Below are 23,208 nucleotides of genomic sequence, written 5' to 3' on the forward strand. Positions count from 1 at the left end.
AATGGTCGAGATGGATCCGCGTGACTACGAGATCGCGGAGCTCGGACCCAAGCTCAGAGAGGTCAAGGACCTCGATGAACTGGAGGAGATGCTCGAACTCGAGGAGGGCGGGCCGAACCGCGAGGACGTCAAGACCCTGCTCGTCAGCCGGATCGAGAAGCTCGAAGCGGAGGACGAGGAGGAGGCCCCCGGCGAGGTCGACCCGAGCGAACTCACCGTCGCCGAACTTGGCAACGTCGTGCGGAAGATCGAGGAGGTCGACGAACTCGAAGTCCTGCTGGAGGAAGAAAAGAAGGGACAGGACCGAAAGACCGCGAAGCGGCTGATCGAGAGCCAACTCGAGTCGGTTCAGGGCAGCGAGGAGGGCGAAGCTACGGAGCAGCTCCCGCCCGAGGAGAAGTACCCCGAACTCGACCACCCGACGGCCGACAAGCAGTACGTGAAGGCGCTTTCGGGCGGCGTCTACCGGGACATGTGGGTCTACTGTGAGACCCAGCGGGGCGAGTTGATCGACGTTTCGAAGGAGATGCTCGGGAAGGCCCGCGAGCTGATGGACGGCTACAACGATTCCTACGACGCGGAGGAACGGGTCGTCGCGGTCGTGATCGGCGATTCGATCGAGGAGGTCGCAGAGGAGACGATCGCCTACGGTGCCGACGTGGCGATCTACACCGAAGACCCCCGGTTGGAGCGGTTCTACCACAAGCCCTACACCGAGGCCTTCTGTGAGATGGCCCGGGCCGGGTCGGGAAGCGAGTGGGATCGCTCGGAGGCCGACACGGACTGGAAGACGATCGATGGGGAGGTCTACGACGAGCCCCGGTACGTCCTCTTTCCGGCGACGAACAACGGCCGGGACCTCTCGGCGCAGGTCCAGGCCGAACTCGACAGCGGGCTGGCGAGCGATTGTTCGGGCCTCTACATCGAGGAGACGGTCATCTCAAACCCCGCCAAAACCGGCGAAGCAGGCGACAAAAAGGAGTTCGAGCGTGTGCTCCACATGAAACGCCCCGACTTCTCGGGGTTCGAGTACTCGACCATCCTCTGTCTCGACGCTCCTGGGAGAGAGTTCCACCCGCAGGGCGCGTCGGTGATACCCGGTAGCTTCGACCTCCCCGATCCCGACCCCGAGCGCGAGGGGGAGGTGGTCGAGTTCGAGACGACCCTCGACGAGGAGTGGTTCCGCGTTACCATCGAGGACCACGACCGCCTCGAAGGTGGCGTGGACCTCACGGGTCGGGAAGTCATCGTCGCGCTCGGGCGCGGGATCGGTGACGACCCGACCAAAGGAATGGAACTCGGCCTCGATCTGGTCGACGCCTTCGGGGACGCCGACCTCGGGATCAGCCGCGGGATCGTGACCTCCTCGTACCAGTTCGAGGGCCACGTCGAGCGCTACGCGAAGGAGGAACGCCAGATCGGCGAGACGGGCCAGGTCGTCGCGCCCGACCTCTACATCGCCGCCGGGATCAGCGGCGCTATCCAGCATAAAGTGGGTATGGACGGATCGGAAACGATCGTCTCGATCAACACCGACTCCGAGGCGGACATCCGCGACTTCTCGGACTACTTCATCGAGGGCGACCTCTTCGAGGTTCTTCCGAAGCTGACCGAGGCGATCGAGCGCGGCGAACCGGTTCCGATGGCCGCCGACGGACGGGGGGACGAGTAGATGGCCGCGAACACCGACCCCGAGGAAAAGACCGCCGACGCGCCCGCGGAGGCGATCGACCGGGGCGAGGTCGCGAGCGTCGCCGACGGCGACGACTACGAACACTACGAGGCCGTCGTCGTCGGCTGCGGCCCGGGCGGGGCGGCCGCGGCGGCGACGCTCGCACGGAACGGTGTCGAGACGCTCGTGCTCGAACGCGGGGTCGACGCTGGCTCGAAGAACGTCTCCGGAGGGTTACTCTACGCCGAGGAGTCGGCACCCTACACGATCGACGACCTCTTCCCCGAGTTTCGCGAGGCGACAGCTGAACGTCCCATTACCGACTACTACCTGCACAACGTCGCCGGCAACAGGGTAAAGACGTTCGACATCACCGATCTGCACGAACACGACACCGAGTGGTCCGACGCCGTCCTTCGCCGCCGGATGGACTCGTGGCTCGCAGAACGGGTCCACGAGATGACGCGGGAGACCGGCGGCGGCCTGCTGACCGAGGTCCGGGTGAACGGACTCCTGCGGGACGGGGGTGAGATCGTCGGCGTCACCTGTGACGAACTCGACCCCATCACCGCCGACCTGATCGTCGCCGCCGACGGCGTGAACAGCGAACTCGCCCGTGATGCCGGGCTGATGGACTGGGAGCGCCCTGAAGAATGGTTCCAGGGCGTAAAGGCGGTCGTCGACCTCCCCGATGTGGACGACCGCTTCGACATCAGCGAGGACGAAGGCGAAGCCCACCTCTTCTCGGGCGACCTCTTCTCGGACGTTCGGGGCGGGGGCTTCCTCTACACCAACGAGGAGTCGCTGTCGATCGGGACGGTCTTTCACCTCGACTCGCTGGTGGCCGAGGAGGCCGAACCCCACGAACTGCTCGACGCCCTGTTGACCCACCCGCTGCTGGGCGAGTGGCTCGACGGCGAGTACCACGAGCGCGAGTACAGCGCGAAACTGGTTCCGGACTCGAAGAAGGTCGCGCTCCGGGAGCCCCACGCGGGGCGGCTCGTGCTCGTGGGCGACGCGGGCGGGCAGATGCAGGCCCAGGGCCCGATCATCAAGGGGATGAACCACGCGGTGACCGCGGGAGCGCTCGCCGCGGAAGCGTTCGTCGAGGCGCGCTCGCGGGGTGATTCCACCCTCGCCGGCGAGCGCTACGCCAAGCGCCTGCGCGACGAGGGCGTGATGGCGAAACTCCGACCGCGGCGCTACGAGGCCGCGAGCGTCCTCGGCGAGCGCTCCCCGGTCGCGAACCTCACCGACAGGGTGGTCGACTCCCGAGCGGGCCGGACGGTACTTCGCGCGCTCTCGCGGGCGAACGGACTCGAACGGCTCTACGGCTCGCCGTATCTCTCGATGATGGTGCCCGATACCGCGACGCCCTACGTGACGCTTCCGGCCGTCATCGCCGAGGAGCTCGGCGAGCCGGTCGAGGGCGAGAACGACATCGAGCCGCCGAGCCTCGCCGATCGGATCGGCGAGCTCACCTACGACACCGACGTGGGCAACCCACACATCGAGCTGCTCGATTCGTCGGTCGAGGCGAGCGGGGCGGCGGTGACGGCCTGTCCGGTCAGCGCCCGCGACTTTGGGGGAGGCTGCTACCGCGAGGAGGTGGTCAAAACCAACGGGGACGAGGAGCGACTGGTCAGCCTCGACACTCAGCCCTGCGTCGAGTGTGGCACCTGCGCGATCGTCGCGGACACCCGCTGGGAGCACCCGCGCGGCGGGAAGGGCGTCGAGTTCCGCGAGGGATGAGCGCAGAGGGTGAGGACCGCGACGCCCGGATCGAGGCGCTCGGGGACCGCGCCCGCGAGGAGCGCGAGCGGTTCGACCCGCCTTCGGACCCGGACGAGCGGGCACTTTCGTACCTCCGGGAGGGGCTGTGGCCCGTACTGGCGGTCTACATCGAAGCGCGCTCTTCCGGCGAGCGCCTCTCGCGGGCGGAACACGCCGCGCTCGAGGACGCGCTCAACGAGTGGCTGGAGCTATACGCGCTGTGTTACGGCGTCGGGATCGATTCGGAGTTCTCGGTGCGGGAGACGGCCGAACTGTTCGTCGAGACGCACAACATCCGAGACACTGCACAGTTGCTCACGCACGTCCCGGCTCGTCGATAGATCGACGCAAGATTATTGATCCGTGGTGTGGTATCACAGATCATGAACGCCCAGACCGAGCCCGACCTCGACCACGGCGACCGCGAGCGCATCTACGCGTACCTGAAGGACCACGGCCCGACGGACTACGAGAGCGTCCAGGAGGCGACCTTCCCGCAGGACCCCGGCGGCTTTCGCCACCACGTCGCGATCCTGAAGCGAAACGGACTGGTAGAGGAGGCGCTGGGTGGCGGGCTGCAGGTCGTCCCCGAACTCGAGGGCGAGGAGGAGGAGTTCACCCGCGACGGGGTCGAGTTCCACGTCCGACCCGCCCGACAGGCCGATCTTTCGGGGATCCTCGGCGTGCTCCGACAGGTCGCCGAGAAGCGCACCTACATCGTCGCCGAGACGGTCGCCCAGGAACTCGACCACGAGCGCGAACTCCTCCGGCAGAACGACGTCGAGTCCCGCGTCTTCTTCGTCGCGACGGTCAACGACGAGGTCGTCGGCTGGACGCACCTCCAGTCGCCGGAGATCGAAAAGCTCTCACACACCGCGGAACTCACGACGGGCGTCCTCGAGGAGTATCGCGGCCACGGCCTCGGCGGCCACCTGCTCGAACGCGGTCTGGAATGGGCCGGTTCGCAGGGCTACGAGCGGGTCTATCAGAGCATCCCCTCGACGAACGAGGGAGCCGTCGAGTTCCTCGAGGATCACAACTGGGAGGTCGAGGCCGTCCGGGAGGGCCACTACAAGATCGACGGCGAGTACGTCGACGAGGTGATGATGGCGGTCTCGCTATAGCTCACCCAGCCCCATCGCCGAGAGCGCCTCGCGCTTGCCGGGGTGATCGTCCGGAAGTCCCGAGCGACCGGTCATGGTCTCGCGCAAGGTGTTCCCTTCGTACGTCTCGCGAACCAGCCCGCGTGCTCGCAGCTCGGGCACCACGAGGTCGACGAAATCACGCAGGCTGTTCGGCCTGATCACCTCCTTGACGTTGAACCCGTCGACGCCGATCTCGCGAAACCAGTACTCGAAAGTGTCGGCGATCTCCTCTGGAGTACCGACGACCACGGGCGAGGTCGTCCCGAGCCCGGCGAACTGCGCCATCTCCCGCACCGTCCACTCGCGATCGGGGTCGCTCTTCGTGAAGGCGTTCACGGCACCCTGAATCGCCTCGGTCTCGATATGTTCGAGCTTCCGGTCGGGGTCGAGTTCCGAGAGGTCCATATCCATGAACCCGCTGAGTAGCGCGAGGGTCGCCTCGACGTCGATGGTCTCTTTGTAGCTCTCGTGTTTGGCCTCGGCGATTTCCCGAGTTTCGCCGACGATCGGGACGATCCCCATGTAGAAGTCGAGCGAATCGGGGTCCCGACCGCACTCGGCGGCTCGCTCGCGCATGTCGGTCATGTACTTTGTGACTCCTTCCTCGGTGGGCTGGCTCGTGAAGACGGCCTCGGCGTTCCGCGCGGCGAACGCCCGGCCCCGCTCGGAGGAACCGGCCTGATAGATCACCGGTGTCCGCTGGGGCGAGGGTTCGCAACCGTGAGGGCCCGGCACGTCGAAATACTCGCCCTCGAAGCCGATCTCTCTCACTTTTTCGGGGTCGGTGTAGACGCCGGCCTCACGGTCCTTCACGACCGCGTCGTCGTCCCAACTGCCCTCCCAGAGGCGGTAACAGACCTGCATGAACTCCGCCGCGCGGTCGTAGCGCTCGTCGTGATCCATGCGCCCGTCGAGTCCGAGATTTCGGGCGGCACTTTCGAGGTACGAGGTGACGACGTTGAACGCGACCCGGCCGTCGGTGAGGTGATCGAGCGTCGAGAACTCGCGGGCGAGCTGGTAGGGGTGGGTGTAGGTCGTCGAGCGCGTGATGGCAAATCCGAGGTGGTCGGTCACCTCGGCCATCGCGGGGACCAGCGCTTGCGGGTGGTTCGAGGGCGTCTGGACCGCTCGCTCGATGGCCGTTTCACGATCCGCGTCGTAGACGTCGTAGATCCCCCGCACATCGGCGAAGAAGATCGCGTCGAACCCGCCGCGTTCCGCGGTGCGTGCGACCTCGGTCCAGTATTCTCTGTCCATATAGCGGTGGGATTGATCGCCCGGATACCGCCATGACCCGGCGCTGACGTGTTCGACCGAGTTCATCGTAAAGAGGTTGAGCCCCATTCGCTCCGCTGTCATACCGGGAAGTCGGACGCCCCAGCCAAAAGCCGCCTGATAGCGGCGAGGAAATCAGCATGGAGATATCGGGCGCTGTGAGACCCTTGCTGGGAAAACGGAGTGGATCGGCGCGGCGGAGCCGCGCCGGCTTTTCGGGGGAGATTTTTGCTCCGAGTGGGTCGCGAAGCGACCCCGAGGAGTAAAAAGGTCCCTCAGCAGGAACAATAATACTCGATTCCGCCGAACTCGGTGCGGATCACGTCGTAGGTCGGCCCCGGGTCGGAGGGGAAGTAGACGCCGGTTGCGAGATCGTCGCTCTCCTCGAAGGCGCCCGAAATCAGCGCGGTCCACTGCGCTTCGCTCATCACGTCGCCGAAGCTCTCGTCGGTCGCGAGCAGTTCGAGGTAGTCGGGTAGGTAGACCCAGCGCGCGTCCGTAACCTCGGTGGATTCGGATTCCACGCCCGTCGCCTGCGCGTAGGCGGCCATCGGGAGGTTCGCGCCGGCCACCACGGGAAGGCCGATCCACTTCCACGGGCGGGTATTGATGTCGAGCAAGACGTACTCCTTTCGTTCGCGGTCGTAGACGAACTCGGATTCGCTGATTCCGTAGTAACCCGTCTCCAAGAGCACTGAGAGGGCGCGTTCCTCGATCTCGGGGCGCTCGACGCGCTCGACAACACACGAGGTGCCGAACGCCCTCGGAAACCTGACTAGGGGGTTGCCGAGGAAGGTGAGGGGTTCGCCAGTCGGGGGAGCGTAGGAGGCGAGCGAGCAGTCCTCGCCCTCGGCGATCGGGACTTTCTCCTGGGCCATGATGCGGATATCGGCCTCGCGGGCCGTTTCAATTACGTCGGCGTACTCGTTTCCACTACCCACCTCGATGACGTTCGTCCCTACCGCCTCCTCGAACTCGCGCTTGCGCGCGGGCTTGATCACGAACGGGAACTCCAGCTCGTCGAGGACGTCCTCGGGGTCGAGAGGCGTGCCGAGCGCGTGAGCGGCGTCGGGCGACCCCTCGCCGATTCCCGCGATCCGGTAGGTCTCGGGATACGGGACGCCGAGGTCGTCGGCGATGCCGTAGAGCGACTCCTTATCGAGGACCCGGTCGACCACGCCCTTCTCGGCGAAGGGCAACCGGACGCCCTCGGGGGCGGCGTCGGCGAAGGCGTGGACCCACTCGTCCATGCAGCCGAAGGCGACCGGCTCACCCTCAACGGCCCGGGCGATCGCCTCCATGTCCTCGCAAAAGCCGTCAAGGTCGTCGAGCGGGTACGTCACTTCGCCGGCGACGGTCACCGCGTCGGACGAGGGGGCGACCCCGTCGCCGTTGCGGTCGACGGCGATCACGGGCACGTCGTGGGCGGCGAGCGCACGGGCGACGCCCAATCCCGTGATGTGAGCGTTACAGACGATCGCGGGCGGGCGATCGAACTCCCGTTCGTCTACCTGATCGAGGAGATCGTCGTGGTCGAGGAATCGAGTTGCCATACCGACGGATCGACCCGTCGGAGCAAAAACCGACCGATGGGACGACCGGCTCCGGCCGAGTGTACGGTGCAGAAGAGCATACAGATATATAAAATTCCCCGCGATTCGTTCACTTCGAGATGGCTGGTTCGAAGGAGGAGACGGTTGTGGGTGCGAAAGCGTTAACACCTAGCTTGGCAACTGATGGGTATGCCAACAGAGTTCGGGGCACTATCGCTCGCACCGCCGCTGGTCGCGATCGTACTGGCGATCGTCACCCGGCGGGCGCTGCTGTCGCTGTTCATCGGGGTGTGGTCGGGGGGGATCATCTACTCGGGGAGTCTGGGCATCGTCCAGACGTTCGATTGGATCGTGAGCGCGATCGGCGAAGACGTCTTTCACGCCCAGATCATCGTCTTCGTCTCGCTTTTGGGGGCGGGGATCGCGCTGATCTGGCGGATGGGCGGGTCGCTCGCGGTCGCGAACTACGCGACCAGCCGGCTCGATTCACACCGGAAGGTCGGGCTCGCGACGTGGATATTGGGGATGATCTGGTTCTTCGACGACTACGCCAACACCGCGATCGTCGGCTCCTCGATGAAGGACATCGCCGACGAGATGAACATGTCCCGCGAGAAACTCGCCTACCTGCTCGATTCGACGGCCGCACCGGTCGCGACCTTCGGCATCTCGAGTTGGGTCGCCTATCAGATCAGCATGATCCAGACGGGATACGACGCCGCGGGGATCAGCGACGTCGCGCCCTCCGCGTTTCTCACCTTTGTCCGAAGCATACCCTACAACCTCTACTGTCTGTTCGCGATCGTTATGGTCGGAATCATCGTTCTCATGCGCCGGGACTTCGGCGAGATGCTCGATGCGGAACACCGCGCCCAGAGCACGGGGAAGGTGAACCGCGACGGCGCACAGCCCCTCCAGAGCATGAAGGACGATCTGGGCGACGTGGAAACCGACTCGCCGATGGTTCGGTTCTTCACGATCCCGATCCTCGCGCTGGTGTCAGTCGTCGTCGTCGGCGTGGTCTGGAGCGGCTACTCGCCCGGGGCATCGGCCATTGACATGGCCGAGAGCGCGGACTTCATGGGCGCGCTCGTCTGGGGTTCCTTTGCGATGGCGGCGACCGCGCTCGTGCTCTCGCTGGTCTACGACATCCTCTCGCTCGACGAGGGGATGGAGACGGTGCTCGATGGGTTCGGTATCATGTTACACGCGATCGCCATCCTCGTGTTGGCGTGGTCGATCGGAGCGGTCGCCGGGGCGCTCGAAACCGGCGCGTACGTGACCGAGATCGCCGCGGGATTCATCACGCCGGCGCTGCTGCCGATCGTGATCCTCGTCGCGGGGGCCTTCATCTCGTTTTCGATCGGCACCTCGTGGGGGACGATGGCACTGGTCACCCCGGTGGCGATCCCGCTGGCGTGGGAGGTCTCGGGGGGCTCCTCGGAGATGCTCGCGGTCGCGACCGGCGCGGTCTTCTCGGGGGCGATTTTCGGCGATCACTGCTCGCCGATCTCCGATACCACCGTCCTCTCGTCGACGTTCGCCGGGGCGGACCACATCGACCACGTCCGCACGCAGATCTACTACGCGCTGACCGTCGCCGCCGTCGCGACGGTCGGCTACCTGCTCTACGGGCTGACCGGCCTGCCCCAGATCGTTCTGATTCCCGTCGGGATCGCGCTCCTCGTCGCGGTCGTCTACGCGCTCTCGGAACTCGACGCGCGCCGGAAGGGGCTTTCGGCGACGCCGTTCGTCCGGCGCGAGCGCGACTCGCCCGCCGACGACTGAGCGCCCACCGAAAGGCAGTTGCCCCGGTCGGCGATACCTGAACCATGCTCACGCTCGCGCTCGCCGGCAAACCGAACGCCGGGAAATCCACCTTCTACAGCGCCGCGACCCGCGCCGACGTCGACATGGCGAACTACCCCTTCACCACGATCGATCCCAACAGGGGAGTGAGCTACGTCCGTACGGAGTGTCCCTGTCTCGCCCGCGAGGAACGCTGTGGCAACGAACACTGCCGCGAGGGGAAGCGGTACGTCCCCGTCGAGTTGATCGACGTCGCCGGACTGGTCCCGGGCGCCCACGAGGGACGCGGGCTGGGCAACCAGTTCCTGGACGCGCTGACCGACGCCGACGCTATCATCACCGTCGTCGACGCCTCCGGGGGAACCAACGCCGAGGGCGAGCCCGTCGATATCGGTACGTACGATCCTGTCGAGGAGATCGACTTCGTCGAGGAGGAGATGGACCGCTGGCTCGCGGGGATCGTCGAGCGCAACTGGGAGGGCGTCGAGCGCCAGTCCCGATCGCCGGGCTTCGACATCGACGAGGCGATCACCGACGTGCTGACCGGGTTCGGGACGAGCGAGGCAGACGTCGCGATCGTTCTCAGAGAACTCGACTATCCCGAGAACCCACGGGAGTGGACCGACGAGGACAGGGAGGAGCTCGCCCGGCGGGTGCGCGCGCGGACCAAACCCATCCTCGTCGCCGCGAACAAGGCCGACATCGCACCCGCGGAGAACCTGGAGCGCCTGCGGGACGTGGGCGAGGAGGCGGGCCGTCACGTGGTCCCCACTACTGCGGAGGGTGAACTCGCCCTGCGGAAGGGTGCGGAGGCGGGACTGATCGAATACGATCCGGGTGACCCGGACTTCGAGGTCCTCGGCGATCTCAGCGGCGCCCAGCGGGGGAAACTGGATGAATTACGCGAGACGATGATCGAATACGGCGGGACAGGGGTGCAGAAGGCGCTCGACGGCGCGGTCTACGACCTGCTCGATCGCTTTACGGCCTACCCGGTCCAGAACGAGACGAAGTGGACCGATGGGCAGGGTAACGTGCTTCCCGACGCCTTCTTGCTCCCCGCGGGATCGACGCCGAAGGATCTGGCCTACGCGGTCCACTCGGACATCGGCGAGGGCTACCTCCACGCCGTCGACGCGCGCTCGGACCGCCGGATCGGGGAGGGTCACGAGCTCTCGGAGGGTGACGTGATCAAGATCGTCAGCACGGCGAACTGAGCGAGCAGAACCGTTAGTAGCGTTCGGTCGAAGGTCGGGTCATGAGCGAGGACGCAAGCGACGGGAGCAATGACGACGAAACGGGCGGCGGTCTCGGCGGCGTGCTCCTGATGATCGGGTTTCTGGATGTGCTGTTGTTCGGGGTCGCGCTGTACGCGTTCTCGCTTGGCGCGCCGATCGTGGGAGCAGGGATCCTCGCGCTGGCACTCCTGCTCACTGGGATCGATCTCCTCCTCTACCGGCGTGGCTCGTTCTAAGGGTATATCCCCGCCGACGCCGAGTATCCACCATGACCGACCGCGTGACGGTATCGCTCGACCCCGAGTCGCGTGCCGCCCTCGACACGCTGCTCGCCAAAACCGGCGAGGGCCAGAGCGCGGTGATGCGTCGCGCGCTGACGTTTTACGCCGCGAACCTCGAAGCCGCCGAGACGGACGTGAGCGCCGACCTCCAGCAGTACCACCGCCTGCTCTCGACGGGCGAACACGTCCTGCTGGACGTGGACTTCCTGCATTGCTTTCTCGATCACGTCTACCGCGAGGGCGAGCCCGACCCGGAGTTCCGGGCCGCCGCGGACCGGGTCGCGGACTTTCACGCCGCCGAGTACGCGGATCGGTTTTCCGATCTCGGCGAGATCCTCGAATGGCTCTCGCTGTGTGGCTTCCTGACCGTCCGCGGGGTCGAAAACGGGGCGTACCACGTCGTCTTCCCCTCCGAGCCGGCCAAGGAGTTCATGCTTCGGTTCCTCGTGCGCTCGACGGCAGACCTGCCCTTCGAGGTCGATATCGAGGACGGGGTCGCAAAGGCGCTGCTTACTCAAGGCGATTCGGACGGGTGAGCGATTCATACGCGTGATGAGGCGCGTATGAACCGATCTCAACAAGGTTGATACCGCAGGAAGGGTTCGTGAGTTCATAGCATGGGAGAGAACGCATGGCACTGATGGACCGGCTGAGAGCGATCGGGCCGGGGGCGATCGTCGCGGCGGCGTTCGTCGGCCCCGGCACCGTAACGACTGCGAGCGTCATCGGCGCGGAGTACGCCTACGTACTCGTCTGGACGATCGTCTTCTCGATCGTCGCGACGATCGTCCTCCAGGAGATGAGCGCCCGGCTGGGACTCGTCTCGCGGGCGGGGCTGGGCGAGGCGCTCAGAGGGGAGTTCGACAACCCCGCCGCGAAGACCGCGAGCGTCGTCCTCGTCGTGAGCGCGATCGGGATCGGCACCGCGGCCTTTCAAACGGGTAACATCGTCGGCGGCGCGGCCGGGCTGGCGACGATCACCGGGATCGGGGCGAACGTCTGGGGGCCGTTGATCGGGCTGGTCGCGGCCGGACTCCTCTGGACGGGAAACTACAAGCTGATCGAGCGGACCTTCGTCGCGCTGGTGATCGTCATGGGGCTGGCGTTCGTCGCGAACGCGATCATGGTCCGGCCCGACCTGGGTGCGCTGGGTCGCGGGTTCGTTCCCGTCGTCCCCGAGGGCTCGGCCTACCTGATCGCCGGGCTGATCGGTACCACGGTCGTGGGCTACAACCTCTTCTTGCACGCGAGCACGGTTCAAGAACGCTGGGACGGACCCGACGGCCTCACTGAGTGTCGAATCGACACGATCGCCTCGGTGATCTTCGGCGGCGCGATCACCCTTTCCATAGTCATTACCGCCGCCGCGGTCTTCCCCGCCGGCACCCAGATCGGCGACGTCGGCGAGATGGCCAACCAGCTCGAACCCGTCTTCGGCGGCTTTGCGCTCACCTTCTTCGCGATCGGCCTCTTCGCCGCTGGCTTTACGAGCGCCATGAGCGCGCCGCTTGCGGGCGCGTACGCCACCGCCGGGGCGCTCGGCTGGGACGTGAACCTGAAATCCACGCGATTTCGCGCGATCTGGCTGACTATTCTCGGGACCGGCACGGTCTTCTCGGGACTGGGCTACGATCCCGTGCAGGTGATCGTCTTCGCGCAGGTCGCGAACGGGATCCTGCTCCCGGTTCTGGCAGTGTTCCTGATCTACGCGATGAACAACGACGGCCTGCTCGGCGAGCACACGAACTCCACCCTACAGAACGTACTGGGGGCGATCGTGACGCTCGTCGTGATCGGTATCGGGTTGCGAACGATCTACGACGTACTGTTGCTATGACGGATACACACATCGGGGTCGACGTCGGCGGCACGTTCACCGACGTGGCGCTGTACACTGAAAACGACCTCACGACGGCGAAGGTACCGAGCACTGACGATCAGAGCGTCGGCGTGATGGCCGGCATCGAGAAGGCCTGCGAGGAGGCGGGGATCAGCCCCGAGGGGATCGACGCATTCTCCCATGCGATGACCGTCTCGGTCAACGCCTTACTCGAGCGGAACGGTGCAAAGACCGCGCTCGTCACCACCGAGGGCTTTCGCGACGTGCTGGAGATCGGCCGGCAGGCCCGGCCCGACCTCTACGATCTGGACGCCGAGAAACCCCCGGCTCTCGTCCCACGGAAACGGCGCTACGAGCTCGACGAGCGTGCCACCCCCGACGGGATCGAGCGGGCGGTCGACGAGGGCGAGGTCCGCGCGCTCGCCCGGGAGATCGACGACGGCGTCGAGAGCGTCGCGGTCTGTCTGCTGCACGCCTACGCCCACGACGACAACGAGCGACGGGTCGCCGAGGTGCTGCGCGAGGAGCTGGACGTTCCGATCTCGACCTCGAGCGAGGTGCTCGCCGAATTTCGCGAGTTCGAGCGGACCTCGACCACCGCCGTCGACGCCTACGTGACGCCCGCGATCGACTCCTACGTCGGGCGGCTCGCGGAACGCGCCGAGAAAGAGGGCGTCCCCGTCCCGCGGATCATGCAGTCGAACGGCGGGACCGCCGAGGCCGATACCGTGCGAGAACATGCGGTGACGACGACGCTCTCGGGACCGGCGGCGGGCGTCGTCGGGGCGGGGGCCACCGTCGAAAACGAGGGGGGGCTCGTGACCTTCGACATGGGCGGGACCTCGAGCGACGTGAGCCTCGTCCGCGATGGCGAGATCGAGCGCACCACCAGTGCAGAGATCGACGGCCTCCCGATCGGCACGCCGATGGTCGACGTCAACACGGTGGGTGCGGGCGGCGGCTCGATCGCGTGGGTCGATTCGGGCGGCGCGCTGCGTGTGGGCCCCCGGTCGGCTGGCGCGGAGCCGGGGCCCGCCTGCTACGGCAAGGGTGGCGAACGGGCGACCGTGACCGACGCGAACGTCGTGCTCGGCTACATCGGTTCCGAGACGGCACTGGGCGGCGAGATGACCCTCGACGTCGAGGCCGCCCACGACGCGTTAGCCGACCTCGCCGACGAGACCGGTCTGGAAGACGCCCTCGAAGCCGCTCGCGGCGTCTACCGCGTCGCGAACGCGAACATGGCCCGGGCGGTGCGCTCGGTGACCGTCGAGCGGGGCTACGATCCCCGCGGGTTCGGGCTCGTCGCCTTCGGCGGGGCCGGCCCGATGCACGCCGTTTCCCTCGCCGACTCGCTCGACATCGAACGGGTGATCGTCCCCCGGCCCGCGGGGGTGCTCTCGGCGTTCGGCCTGCTTTCGGCCGACGAGAAACACGACGCCGTCAGGACCTACCGGAGCCCGCTCGCGGAAGCCGAACCCACCGAGGTCGAGGCGGTCTATTCGGATCTCGAGGACCGAGTTCGAGCGGAAACCGCGACTGGCGAGCCCGGGATTCAGCGGGCGGCCGACCTGCGCTACGTCGGCCAGAGTTTCGAACTCACGGTGGACGTGGGCGGATTCGACGCCGCGGAACTCGAAGAGCGGTTTCACGACGCCCACGGTCGTTCGTACGGGTATCGGATGGACGAAGCGGTCGAACTCGTCAACCTCCGGGCGACGGCGACGGTCCCGCGGGAGGCTCCCCGGGTCGACTACGCGGGCGGCGGCGATCCCGTCGTCGGCGAGCGCGAGGCGTACTTCCCCGACGCCGGCCGCCGCGAGGCGACGGTTTACGATCGGGACCGGCTCGCGCCCGGCGAACGGGTCGTGGGGCCGGCGGTACTCGAACAGGCAGAAAGCACGACCGTCCTGCCTCCCGAGTGGGTCGGGACGATCGAGGCGGACGGAACGCTCGTCTGCAGGAGGGAGGACTGATGGACGCGATAACACTGGAGATACTCAGAAACCAGCTCGAAAGCATCGCCGAGGAGATGGGACAGGTGCTGATCACGGGGGCGTACTCCCCGAACATCAAGGAACGTCGGGACTGCTCGACGGCGCTATTCGATTCGGAGGGGCGGATGGTCGCACAGGCAGAACACATCCCCGTGCACCTGGGCGCGATGCCCGAGGCCGTCGAGACGGTCCGGAGGAAGGATCCACGGCCGGGCGACGTCTTCGTGTTGAACGACCCCTTCGAGGGCGGGACGCACCTCCCGGACATCACGATGGTTTCGCCGCTCACAGCGCGAGGCGAGATCGTCGGTTACGCCGTTTCAAGGGCGCATCACGCCGATGTCGGCGGCTCGACCCCGGGGAGCATGCCCGCGGGGGCCCGCGAGATCTACGAGGAGGGACTCAGGCTGCCGGCGGTTCGCCTCCAGCGCGCGGGCGAGACCAACGACGACGTGATGGAACTCCTGCTCGCGAACGTCCGGAACGCAGGCGAGCGCCGCGCGGACCTGCGCGCCCAACTCGCGGCGAACGACCGCGCCGAGGACCGGTTGAACGACCTCTTTTCCGAACACGGCGAGGAAGTGGTTCGCGAGGGGTTCGACGCCGTGATTGACTACTCGCGCGAGCGGATCGAAGTTGAAATCTCTGAGCTTCCCGACGGGAGTTACGACGCGACGGACGCCCTAGAGGGCGACGGGGTCACCGACGGGGACATCGAGATCGCGGCGACGGTCACGGTGGACGGCGAGTCGATCGACGTGGACTTTTCGGGGACTGCAGAGCAGGTCCCGGGCAACGTCAACGCGCCGCTCGCCGTCGCGAAGAGTGCCGTCTACTTCGTCGTGCGCTGTGTGACCGACCCCGAGATCCCGCCGAACCACGGCTGTTACGCGCCCGTCTCGGTGCACGCCCCTGAGGGCTCGCTGTTGAATCCACGGCCGCCGGCGGCCGTGGTGGGTGGGAACGTCGAGACCAGCCAGCGGGTTACTGATACGGTGTTCCTCGCCCTGGCGAATGCCACACCCGACCGGGTGCCCGCCCAAGGCCAGGGGACGATGAACAACCTGACTGTCGGCGGGAGAAGTGGAAAGTTCGCCTACTACGAGACGATCGGCGGCGGGTTCGGCGCGCGCGCCGACAAGGACGGCATGGACGGCGTCCAAGTAGGTATGACCAACACGCTCAACACGCCCGTCGAGTCGCTCGAAACCGAGTACCCGATGCGCGTCGAGGAGTACTCGCTTCGCGAGGGAAGCGGCGGGCGCGGGCGGTACAGGGGTGGGTTGGGCCTCGTGCGCTCGGTGCGCCTCGCGGAGCCCGCGACCGTCTCGCTGCTCACCGAACGCCGCCGGTACGGTCCCCGCGGGGTCGCCGGCGGCGAGGACGGCCGGCCGGGCGAGAACCTGATAGATGGGGAGCCGGTCCCCGCGAAGACGACCCGTGACGTGCCCGCGGGGACACTGATCACCGTGAAAACGCCGGGCGGCGGCGGTCACGGCGATCCCGACGAACGAGACCCCGAACTAACCGAGCGCGACGGCGAGGACGGGGTGGCCGAATGAGCGACTGGCGTCGATTGGGCGCCATAATTCCCTCCTCGAACACGGCCGTCGAACGGGAGTTTCCGAGGTACGTCCCCGAGATCGTCTCGGTTCACGCCAGCCGAATGCCGCTCGAATCGGTCACCGCGGAGGCGCTCGATTCGATGAGCGACCGGGCCGTCGAGTGCGCGGAACTGCTCTCGCACGCCGACGTGCACGCGGTCGCCTACGCCTGCACGACCGGCAGTCTGCTTCACGGCCCCGGCTTCGACCGCGAGTTGGAAGACGCACTCTCGGCGGCCATCGGCGGCCCGGCCGTCGCCACGGCCCTGTCGGTCGACCGGGCTCTGGAGAGACTTGGCGCCGAGCGGATCGCCGTCCGGACGCCCTACAACGAGGAGCTGAACGCCCGCGAACGCGAGTACCTGGAGGCCGCGGGCTACGAGGTCGCCTCGATTTCCGGGCTCGGAATCGAGGACAACACGCGGATCGGGGCGCTCACCCCCGAAAACGCCGGCGAGCAGGTCAGGACGGTCGATCCCACCGAGGTCGATGCCGTCTTCGTCTCGTGTACGAACTACCCCACGCTATCGGCCGTCGAATCCCTCGAGAGTGATCTCGGGGTTCCGGTGGTGACGAGCAACGGAGCGACGCTGTGGGACCTCTGTCGGGTCGCGGGCGTCGGGTGCGAGAGCCCCAGCGAACTCTTTCGATAGCCCGGTAGGTGGCCGGCTGACCGACTGCCGCCGACGTCGGCGAAGGGAGTTTCACCGATTGGGACCGCAGAGCACCTTGATAGTGTGTCACGACTAGACTGTTTCATGAGCGATCCGGATCCGGGGGGACCGCAAACGCCATCACGAACCCGGTTCTGGATGCCGGCGGTCATCGCCTCGATGAGCATGTTCCTCGGCGTGCTCGACACGTCGATGATGAACGTCGCCGTCCCTTCGATCGTCCAGGACCTGAACACGACGGTCAGCTCGATGCAATCGGCCATCGCCGTCTACTCGATGGTGATGGCCACGTTGATTATCCCCCTCGGGACGCTCCGGGCGGCCATCGATACCAAGCGGCTTCTCGTCGTCACACTCGCTATCTACAGCGTCGGAACGCTCATGGCCGGGCTCAGCCCGACTTTTGCGGTGCTGTTTCTCGGCTGGTCGGTCATCGAGGGCATCGCCGCCGCTCTGCTGCTTCCGATCACCTACTCGATCGTCGTCGAAAACTACGAGGGAAGTGATCGCGCGAAGGCCTTCGGGGCCCTCGGTGGCGTGACGGCAGTCGGGGTCGCCGCCGGGCCCATGATCGGCGGGACGCTCACGACGTACGCGAGTTGGCGTTGGGGGTTCGTCGGTGAATTTCTCGTCGTGCTGGTGATCGTCGCGCTAACTCTCCGGTACCTGGCCTCACAACTGAGCGACGAAGCCATCAAATTCGACGCCGGTGGAACGATCCTGTCGATACTGGGGATCGTTGGGATCATCGGCGGGTCGCTGCTCGCCGGGAATTACGGCTGGATCACCCCGCTTCGGCCGCTCGAAATAAGCGGAACGCTGATCCAGCCGCTCGGGCTCTCGCCCGCCATCTGGTGTATCGGGCTCGGCATCGCCATCCTCACGGCGTTCGTCCACTGGGAACTCCACCAGGAGCGCGCCGACCGACGCTGATTCCGCCGGCCGTCCTGCGGAACCGAACGTTCACTGCCGGCATCTCGACGTTCGCCAGCCAGTCGCTGATCCTATCCGGGTTTATGTTCACAGTCCCCGTATTCCTCCAGTCAGCTTTGGGGTACTCGGCGTTCGACAGCGGGGTGGCACTGCTGCCGTTCTCGGCGTTTACGCTCGTTGTGGCGGTGGGATCGACCGGCTGGCGGCGGTACGTCGCCCAGAAGCGCCTCATCCAGCTCGGTCTCGTGTTCATCGGGGCCGGTCTGCTGGTGTTAACCCAACGAACCGCTCCGGATCTTACCATCACCGGGATGATCCTACCGATGGCGATCATTGGTATCGGCCTCGGGCTGTTCACCGGGCAGCTGGTCGACCTGACGATGTCCTCCGTGCCGGAGGCGTTCTCGGAAGTCTCGTCGGGGGTCATCAACTCGCTGAGCCAGCTCGGCTACGCGTTCGGGACGGCCGTCGCCGGTTCGATCCAGCTCGGGGTGTTTTACGGGAGCGTCGTCGACGGGGTGACGCTGGTTTCGAGTGGAGAGGAGGTCTCGGGGGACGAACGGAGACGACTCGCCGTGAAATTAGAAGATGCCCTCGAGACGACGACGCAGGCCCAACAGGAGGCGTTCGAGAGCGGCCTGTCACCCGACCTCCAGCAGCAGCTCAGTCAGATCATCTTGGATGCGATGGTGACCGCCCAGCAGATCGTGCTCGTGGTCATCGTGCTATTCGTTCTGGTGACCCTGCTCGTCTCGAGCTTCCTGCCCTTGAAGAGGCCGCGACGAAGCGGATCCCGAGCCCCGACGACGGCACCCGAAGAGGAGAAGACGACGTCCACGGGGGAGTAACGGGGCGGGCGTCGGGGCCGATGGACGGGGTCGATTCGCTCGATGACGCGTTACAGGCCGGTGCGGCCCGACCGGAACGGGCCGGCGGCCGTCGCAGACATGAAGTCGGTGACGGATGGCAGGGCAACAGCACGAGAGTATCGTCGTGAAACACGGGATAGGCGTTCGGGTTGGTATACCACCGTCTCGCTTATCCATCCAGACAACGTAGTAACTGTTTAATCATGGAGATTGACTGGAAAGCTGTACTGATCGGCTTCGCCGTGACCCTCGCGCTGGGACTCATCAGTGGTCTCATCTATGTGGGCTCGGACGCCACGGTCGTGGTACTGTACTGGGGAACGGTCGGCGTGCTCGGTGGTCTTGCAGCCGGATACGTCGTTGGCGGTACGGTGGGTTCCGGTGCGCTCCACGGCGGTATCGCGACCGTCTTCGGGTCGCTCCTCGTGTTAGTCAGTGCGGCGTTCACTACCTTGCTGTTTGCGGGTATCATCCCAACGTTGGGAGTGCTCGTATTCGGTATACTCCTACTCGCGTTCTACGCCATTCCCGGCGCGCTGGGTGGCGCAGTCGGATCGTGGGCGAAACACCGCCGGGCCACTCGAAAGACGACCCGCACGCGGGCCTGAGAGTGACCCACTCGGTCCACCGTGTCGAGCGGTCGGTCACCGGAAAGAGTACCGAAACGAAGGGCAAGTAGAATCACGCAGACATGAGTACACGGTCGGAGCGTTCGAGAACGTTCCTCATCATCGTCGGCATCGGAGTCGGGATCCTCTCGTCACTGATCGTTCTGCCGTTTCTCAGTTGGATACTGATCGCCGTAGTACTCGCGTACGTTCTCCGTCCGATAGACGATCGCCTCTCGAAGCGGCTTGGTCCGGGGCTCTCGGCCGGTCTTTCGATACTCGGAGGTCTCTTTCTCGTCGTCCTTCCGATCCTCGTCATCCTCGGTGTTGCAGCGAATCAGGCACGCCAGCTGGCGGTGGATTTCGACCTGGACGACGTCTCCCAGATCGACGCCGTGATCGCGGAGTGGCTCGGCGTTCAAGTCGATACAGCGACCGTACACGACGCGTTCAGCGGTGCAGTCAAAACAGGAGCACGAGGCCTCATCGGAAACCTCTTCAGCATCATCGGTGGACTCCCCGAACTCTTTCTCGGATTTACGGTCCTGTTTTTCGTGCTGTTCTACCTGCTCAAAGACGGCGAGTCCGCCGTCGAATGGCTTCGGAGGGTGCTACCGATCGAACCCGACGTTCGCGAGGAACTGTTCGAAGAGACCGGTTTGTTGCTGTATAACTCACTCGTCGGTACCGCGGTCGTCGCTGGAGCACAGGCGGTGCTGCTCGGGGTCGTGTTCGTCGTTCTCGGTCTAGGGAACGTCGTCTTCTGGATCGTCACGACGTTCATCGCGGCGATGATCCCGCTCCTCGGAGCGTCGATCGTCTGGATTCCCGCGTCGATCTACCTGCTCGTCGTCGGTCGACCCCTCTCTGCCATCGCGTTGTTCGTATTCGGAGCGCTCGTGATCAGTACGGTCGACAACCTCCTTCGTCCGATGGTGATGCGTCGTGGAACACAACTCAGCCCCGTTCTCACGATCATCGGTATTTTCGGCGGGATCGCACTCTTCGGGTTCGTCGGGCTCTTTATCGGGCCGATCGTCCTCGGAATAACGAAACTCCTGATCGAGCTACTCGTACGGGAGTATCCCGAGTCGACACCGGTCGAAGGGAGATGAGACGGTCGGATCACCACGGTAGAAACCGAGAGACGGAGAGTACGCTACGGCGCCGACTCTCCGAATTCGGGTGGGGCGTGGTCCCTGCCGTTCGCGACCGGATGACGTGCGAACTTCCGGGTCGTCAACGAGGCGATAATCGAGCCGTTCGTCGTCACGTCGATCCACGCCGGCGTCGGGAGCACTACCGATATCAGTCGAACCGTTCCGCGGTGTCGATTCCGGCGACGACGCCCGAACCGTCTTCCAACGACGTGCTGTCCCCCTTGCTCGCGACGAACAGCGCCTCAGCCTGTCGCTCGTGGGCGCGGCGTGTGGCGTTCTCGAGCGACTCCCCGAGGTCATGGGGCTCGAACAGGGACTCCCACTCGTCGGGGTCGACGGCGTAGGCCCGGCGGTCCTCGACGGTGACGTAGGTGTTGTCCTCGAACTCGGAGTGATACCCCTTCAGGTCGGCGTCGAGCAGTTCGAGCGCGTCGGCCAGCTCCTCCTCGTCGATTCCGGCGTCCTCGGCGGTCCGGGCGACGATATCGGTCTCGATCGCCGTCGTGCGGGCGGTGTCGTCCGTCATATGCCGGGGTTCACGGACGACCGACGTAAAACCCGGGCCGGCTACAGCGGCCGGAACCACACGGCCGCAAGGAGGAGGGCGAGAAAGACGTACGCGCCCCGCACGAGCAGCATAGTCGCGATCTCCGAATCGGCCCGCCGGGAGATCGCGGCGACGACGCCGAACGCCGCCACTGCGAGGACGGTTTCGGGCGGGAAGACCCGCAGGAGGGCAAAACCGACCACCAGCGCCAGTGCGAGCGCCATCAGCCCGTAGGCCGCGCTTCGGGCGCGTGCGGGGCCCAGCGCCACGGCGACGGTCCGCTTCTCGATCGAGCGGTCGTACGCGTAGTCCTGCTGATCGTCGATGACTTTCACCCCCGAAAGCAGGACGAGAAAGACCAGCGAAAAGGCGAGTGCGATCGGTTCGAGGGTGCCGGCCTGAACGTAGAACCCTCCAAGGATGGCGAGCGCGATCCCCGTCGGATAGCCCGTGGTGGTCGTGATCGGGTTCGTATCGAGTTGGGGGGCGTGGTGATACGCGATGAGCCACGTCGGGAGCGTGAGCAGGGCGGCGGGGAGGTCGACGAGATACCACAGCCCCGCGAGACAGGCGAAAAACAGGGCCGACGCCCCGACGAGCGCTCGCTTACAGCCGGCTTTTGAGAGGGGATGGTCCGAGTCCTCGCCCCGGAGGTAGAAATCGACGTAGCCGTCCTTGACGTGAGCGGTGTAGACCGCAGCGAAGATCGCCGTCATGTGGAGCGCACCCAACGAAAGCGAGAACGTCCCGGCGAGGACGCTCCCGAACCACGAGGCGGCGATCGGCGGCAGCATGAACACGGGGTGGACCTGTGAGAGAAGGGCCGCGAGATCCTCACGCAGTCCTCCCCCGTGACGTGCAAAGGCCATACCGGAGATTGGACGGCGAGTCACATAGTTGTGGGTTACGACCTCGTCGAGGCCCGCTCGCGATACTCGATCTCGACGACCACGGCCGTCCCCGTTCGCTCCTCGATCCTCGCGGCGAGGGCCGTCGGGAGGCCGGGGTACGCCTCGTCTGCGGGCCGACTCAGAACGACCGAAACCTGCCGGTCGCCCGCAGAGAGGTCGCCGTCGGCGAAGCGCGTCTGGACGTCGACGAGTTCGACCCGGTCGTAGGCGTCCTCGGCGAGGACCTCCTCGACCCCGCGGTTGACCTCGTTCTCGAAGGCGACTTCGCCGCCGATGACGACGCCCAGTCCGGTGAGAAGGACCACCAGCGCGGCGAGCAGGACGAGCGGGGCGGAGAACTCGGGCGAGAACCGCTCGCGAAGCGTCAGTTCGGCCCAATCGGCGGGGCGATAGCCGATCCACCAGAGGACGCCGATGGCTGCGAGCGTAACGAGGGCGGCGTTGACGGCCAGGAGAACGAACGCCCCCAGAGCGACCGACGGGATCCCCCACGCGATCCCGACGCCGACGGCGGCGGCCGCCGGAATGAGCGCCGCCGCGATCATGACGCCGACGATCGAGATGGGAAACGCGGTCGCCAGCCCGAACGCCGCCGCCCCGCCCGCCCCGGCGCCGACGACGACCGTCAGCATGCCGGGCGAGATCCGGTGTGTGACCTGCGTCACGGTGTCGACGTCAAGGGAGGCGGGGACGACCGAGGTGACACGGATGAGCCAGCCGAAGACCGCCGCCCCGAGGACCGCGACGACCAGCCCGACCACGAGCGCGCGAAACCCCGTCGTGATCATCTCTCGGTCGTTGAGGACGGTCCCGGTGCTCGCGGTCAGGGCCGCGCCCACCTGCGGGGCGATCACCATCGCGCCGACGACGATCGCCGGGGAATCGAGCAGCAAACCGGCGGTCGCGACGATCGCGCTGATCAGCGTCAACCCGTAGTAGGTCCGCGGATCGGGCGTCATGCCGTCGGCACGCGCACGGATCTCGGCGCGGTCGATGGTGTCGCCCTCCTCGGCGAAGCGCTCCTCGAGTTCGGCGAAGTTCCGCGTCGTCGCGGTCTCGGCGCTGGTGACGACGGTGTAGTCCTCGTCGAGGCCGGCATCGCGCAGGTCGTCCATGACTACCTCGACGGCGGGCGTCGGCAGCGGGAACTCGACGAGGACGGCCCCGTCTCCGTTGCTGTCCTCGGCTGTCACGACGTAATCGATCCCGCGCTCGTCGAGCGCGTCGAGCCACTCCTCGCGGTGGGCCTCGGAAACGAGCACCCGAACCAGTCGCATACACGCCCTGTAGACAGCAGCTACATAATACCCGATAGAATC

General features: G+C 66.1%; 21 protein-coding genes. 16 read left to right on the forward strand and 5 right to left on the reverse strand.

All coding sequences use genetic code 11. From position 1 onward, the window contains the following. Position 1 precedes the first annotated feature (1 nt). The 4 genes from HAPAU_RS00070 to HAPAU_RS00085 are packed head-to-tail and all read left to right on the forward strand — an operon-like array spanning position 2 to position 4,569. Positions 2–1,672, forward strand: a complete 1,671-nt coding sequence (locus HAPAU_RS00070) for an electron transfer flavoprotein subunit alpha/FixB family protein (protein ID WP_066377997.1) — start codon at positions 2–4, stop codon at positions 1,670–1,672. After that, a complete protein-coding gene (locus HAPAU_RS00075; protein ID WP_084383636.1) occupies positions 1,673–3,424 on the forward strand; it encodes an FAD-dependent oxidoreductase in 1,752 nt (583 codons plus the stop codon). Beyond that, entirely contained in the window at positions 3,421–3,786 is a 366-nt protein-coding gene (locus HAPAU_RS00080) for a hypothetical protein (protein WP_066378000.1), read from the forward strand. The genes HAPAU_RS00075 and HAPAU_RS00080 overlap by 4 nt, the downstream gene beginning before the upstream one ends. 42 nt (positions 3,787–3,828) lie before the next feature. After that, positions 3,829–4,569 (forward strand): GNAT family N-acetyltransferase, encoded by a 741-nt coding sequence (locus HAPAU_RS00085; RefSeq protein ID WP_066379343.1) that lies wholly within the window; start codon positions 3,829–3,831, stop codon positions 4,567–4,569. Here HAPAU_RS00085 and HAPAU_RS00090 read toward each other — a convergent pair. Both HAPAU_RS00090 and HAPAU_RS00095 read right to left on the reverse strand, forming a co-directional pair. Continuing rightward, positions 4,564–5,949 carry an LLM class flavin-dependent oxidoreductase gene (locus HAPAU_RS00090; protein ID WP_066378002.1) on the reverse strand — a complete coding sequence of 462 codons (1,386 nt, stop codon included), beginning with the start codon at positions 5,947–5,949 and terminating at the stop codon, positions 4,564–4,566. The two genes, HAPAU_RS00085 and HAPAU_RS00090, sit on opposite strands and share 6 nt — an antisense overlap. A 191-nt stretch (positions 5,950–6,140) precedes the next feature. Further along, complete coding sequence (locus tag HAPAU_RS00095; protein ID WP_066378003.1) at positions 6,141–7,418, reverse strand: carboxylate--amine ligase; 1,278 nt, start codon at positions 7,416–7,418, stop codon at positions 6,141–6,143. Positions 7,419–7,607: 189 nt separating this feature from the next. On the opposite strand from HAPAU_RS00095, the gene HAPAU_RS00100 reads away from it, so the two are divergent. From HAPAU_RS00100 to HAPAU_RS00155, 12 genes are all read left to right on the forward strand, one after another. Further along, complete coding sequence (locus HAPAU_RS00100) at positions 7,608–9,206, forward strand: Na+/H+ antiporter NhaC family protein (RefSeq protein WP_066378005.1); 1,599 nt, start codon at positions 7,608–7,610, stop codon at positions 9,204–9,206. 44 nt (positions 9,207–9,250) lie between these two features. Continuing rightward, positions 9,251–10,444 (forward strand): redox-regulated ATPase YchF, encoded by a 1,194-nt coding sequence (locus HAPAU_RS00105; RefSeq protein WP_066378008.1) that lies wholly within the window; start codon positions 9,251–9,253, stop codon positions 10,442–10,444. 41 nt (positions 10,445–10,485) lie between these two features. Then, a complete protein-coding gene (locus HAPAU_RS00110) occupies positions 10,486–10,701 on the forward strand; it encodes a hypothetical protein (RefSeq protein ID WP_066378011.1) in 216 nt (71 codons plus the stop codon). A gap of 32 nt (positions 10,702–10,733) precedes the next feature. Then, complete coding sequence (locus HAPAU_RS00115; protein WP_066378013.1) at positions 10,734–11,282, forward strand: ribbon-helix-helix protein, CopG family; 549 nt, start codon at positions 10,734–10,736, stop codon at positions 11,280–11,282. A 95-nt stretch (positions 11,283–11,377) separates the two neighbouring features. Beyond that, entirely contained in the window at positions 11,378–12,583 is a 1,206-nt protein-coding gene (locus tag HAPAU_RS00120; protein ID WP_066378015.1) for an Nramp family divalent metal transporter, read from the forward strand. Continuing rightward, the gene (locus HAPAU_RS00125) at positions 12,580–14,562 is read left to right on the forward strand and encodes a hydantoinase/oxoprolinase family protein (protein ID WP_066378016.1); all 1,983 of its coding nucleotides are present in this window, start codon (positions 12,580–12,582) and stop codon (positions 14,560–14,562) included. The genes HAPAU_RS00120 and HAPAU_RS00125 overlap by 4 nt, the downstream gene beginning before the upstream one ends. Further along, positions 14,562–16,145, forward strand: coding sequence for a hydantoinase B/oxoprolinase family protein (locus tag HAPAU_RS00130; protein WP_066378017.1), 1,584 nt, complete (start codon positions 14,562–14,564; stop codon positions 16,143–16,145). Before HAPAU_RS00125 ends, HAPAU_RS00130 begins: the two co-directional genes overlap by 1 nt. Then, positions 16,142–16,840, forward strand: a complete 699-nt coding sequence (locus tag HAPAU_RS00135) for a maleate cis-trans isomerase family protein (RefSeq protein ID WP_066378018.1) — start codon at positions 16,142–16,144, stop codon at positions 16,838–16,840. The genes HAPAU_RS00130 and HAPAU_RS00135 overlap by 4 nt, the downstream gene beginning before the upstream one ends. A gap of 105 nt (positions 16,841–16,945) precedes the next feature. Next, entirely contained in the window at positions 16,946–17,794 is an 849-nt protein-coding gene (locus HAPAU_RS22120) for an MFS transporter (RefSeq protein WP_245633997.1), read from the forward strand. Next, on the forward strand, positions 17,716–18,642 hold the full coding sequence (locus tag HAPAU_RS22125; protein ID WP_245633998.1) for an MFS transporter: 927 nt from the start codon (positions 17,716–17,718) through the stop codon (positions 18,640–18,642). Before HAPAU_RS22120 ends, HAPAU_RS22125 begins: the two co-directional genes overlap by 79 nt. Positions 18,643–18,866: 224 nt before the next feature. Then, positions 18,867–19,271 (forward strand): DUF5518 domain-containing protein, encoded by a 405-nt coding sequence (locus tag HAPAU_RS00150; protein WP_066378025.1) that lies wholly within the window; start codon positions 18,867–18,869, stop codon positions 19,269–19,271. Between the two features lie 83 nt (positions 19,272–19,354). Continuing rightward, positions 19,355–20,386 (forward strand): AI-2E family transporter, encoded by a 1,032-nt coding sequence (locus tag HAPAU_RS00155; RefSeq protein WP_066378027.1) that lies wholly within the window; start codon positions 19,355–19,357, stop codon positions 20,384–20,386. Between the two features lie 193 nt (positions 20,387–20,579). Here HAPAU_RS00155 and HAPAU_RS00160 read toward each other — a convergent pair whose 3' ends face one another. The 3 genes from HAPAU_RS00160 to HAPAU_RS00170 are packed head-to-tail and all read right to left on the reverse strand — an operon-like array spanning position 20,580 to position 23,166. Next, on the reverse strand, positions 20,580–20,957 hold the full coding sequence (locus tag HAPAU_RS00160) for a hypothetical protein (protein WP_066378029.1): 378 nt from the start codon (positions 20,955–20,957) through the stop codon (positions 20,580–20,582). 41 nt (positions 20,958–20,998) lie between these two features. Continuing rightward, positions 20,999–21,847, reverse strand: coding sequence for a UbiA family prenyltransferase (locus HAPAU_RS00165; RefSeq protein WP_066378031.1), 849 nt, complete (start codon positions 21,845–21,847; stop codon positions 20,999–21,001). 35 nt (positions 21,848–21,882) lie between these two features. Then, the gene (locus HAPAU_RS00170) at positions 21,883–23,166 is read right to left on the reverse strand and encodes a DUF389 domain-containing protein (protein WP_066378034.1); all 1,284 of its coding nucleotides are present in this window, start codon (positions 23,164–23,166) and stop codon (positions 21,883–21,885) included. Positions 23,167–23,208: the final 42 nt, after the last annotated feature.

It is taken from the genome of Halalkalicoccus paucihalophilus, from assembly GCF_001593955.1.
Taxonomy (GTDB): Archaea; Halobacteriota; Halobacteria; order Halobacteriales; family Halalkalicoccaceae; genus Halalkalicoccus; species Halalkalicoccus paucihalophilus.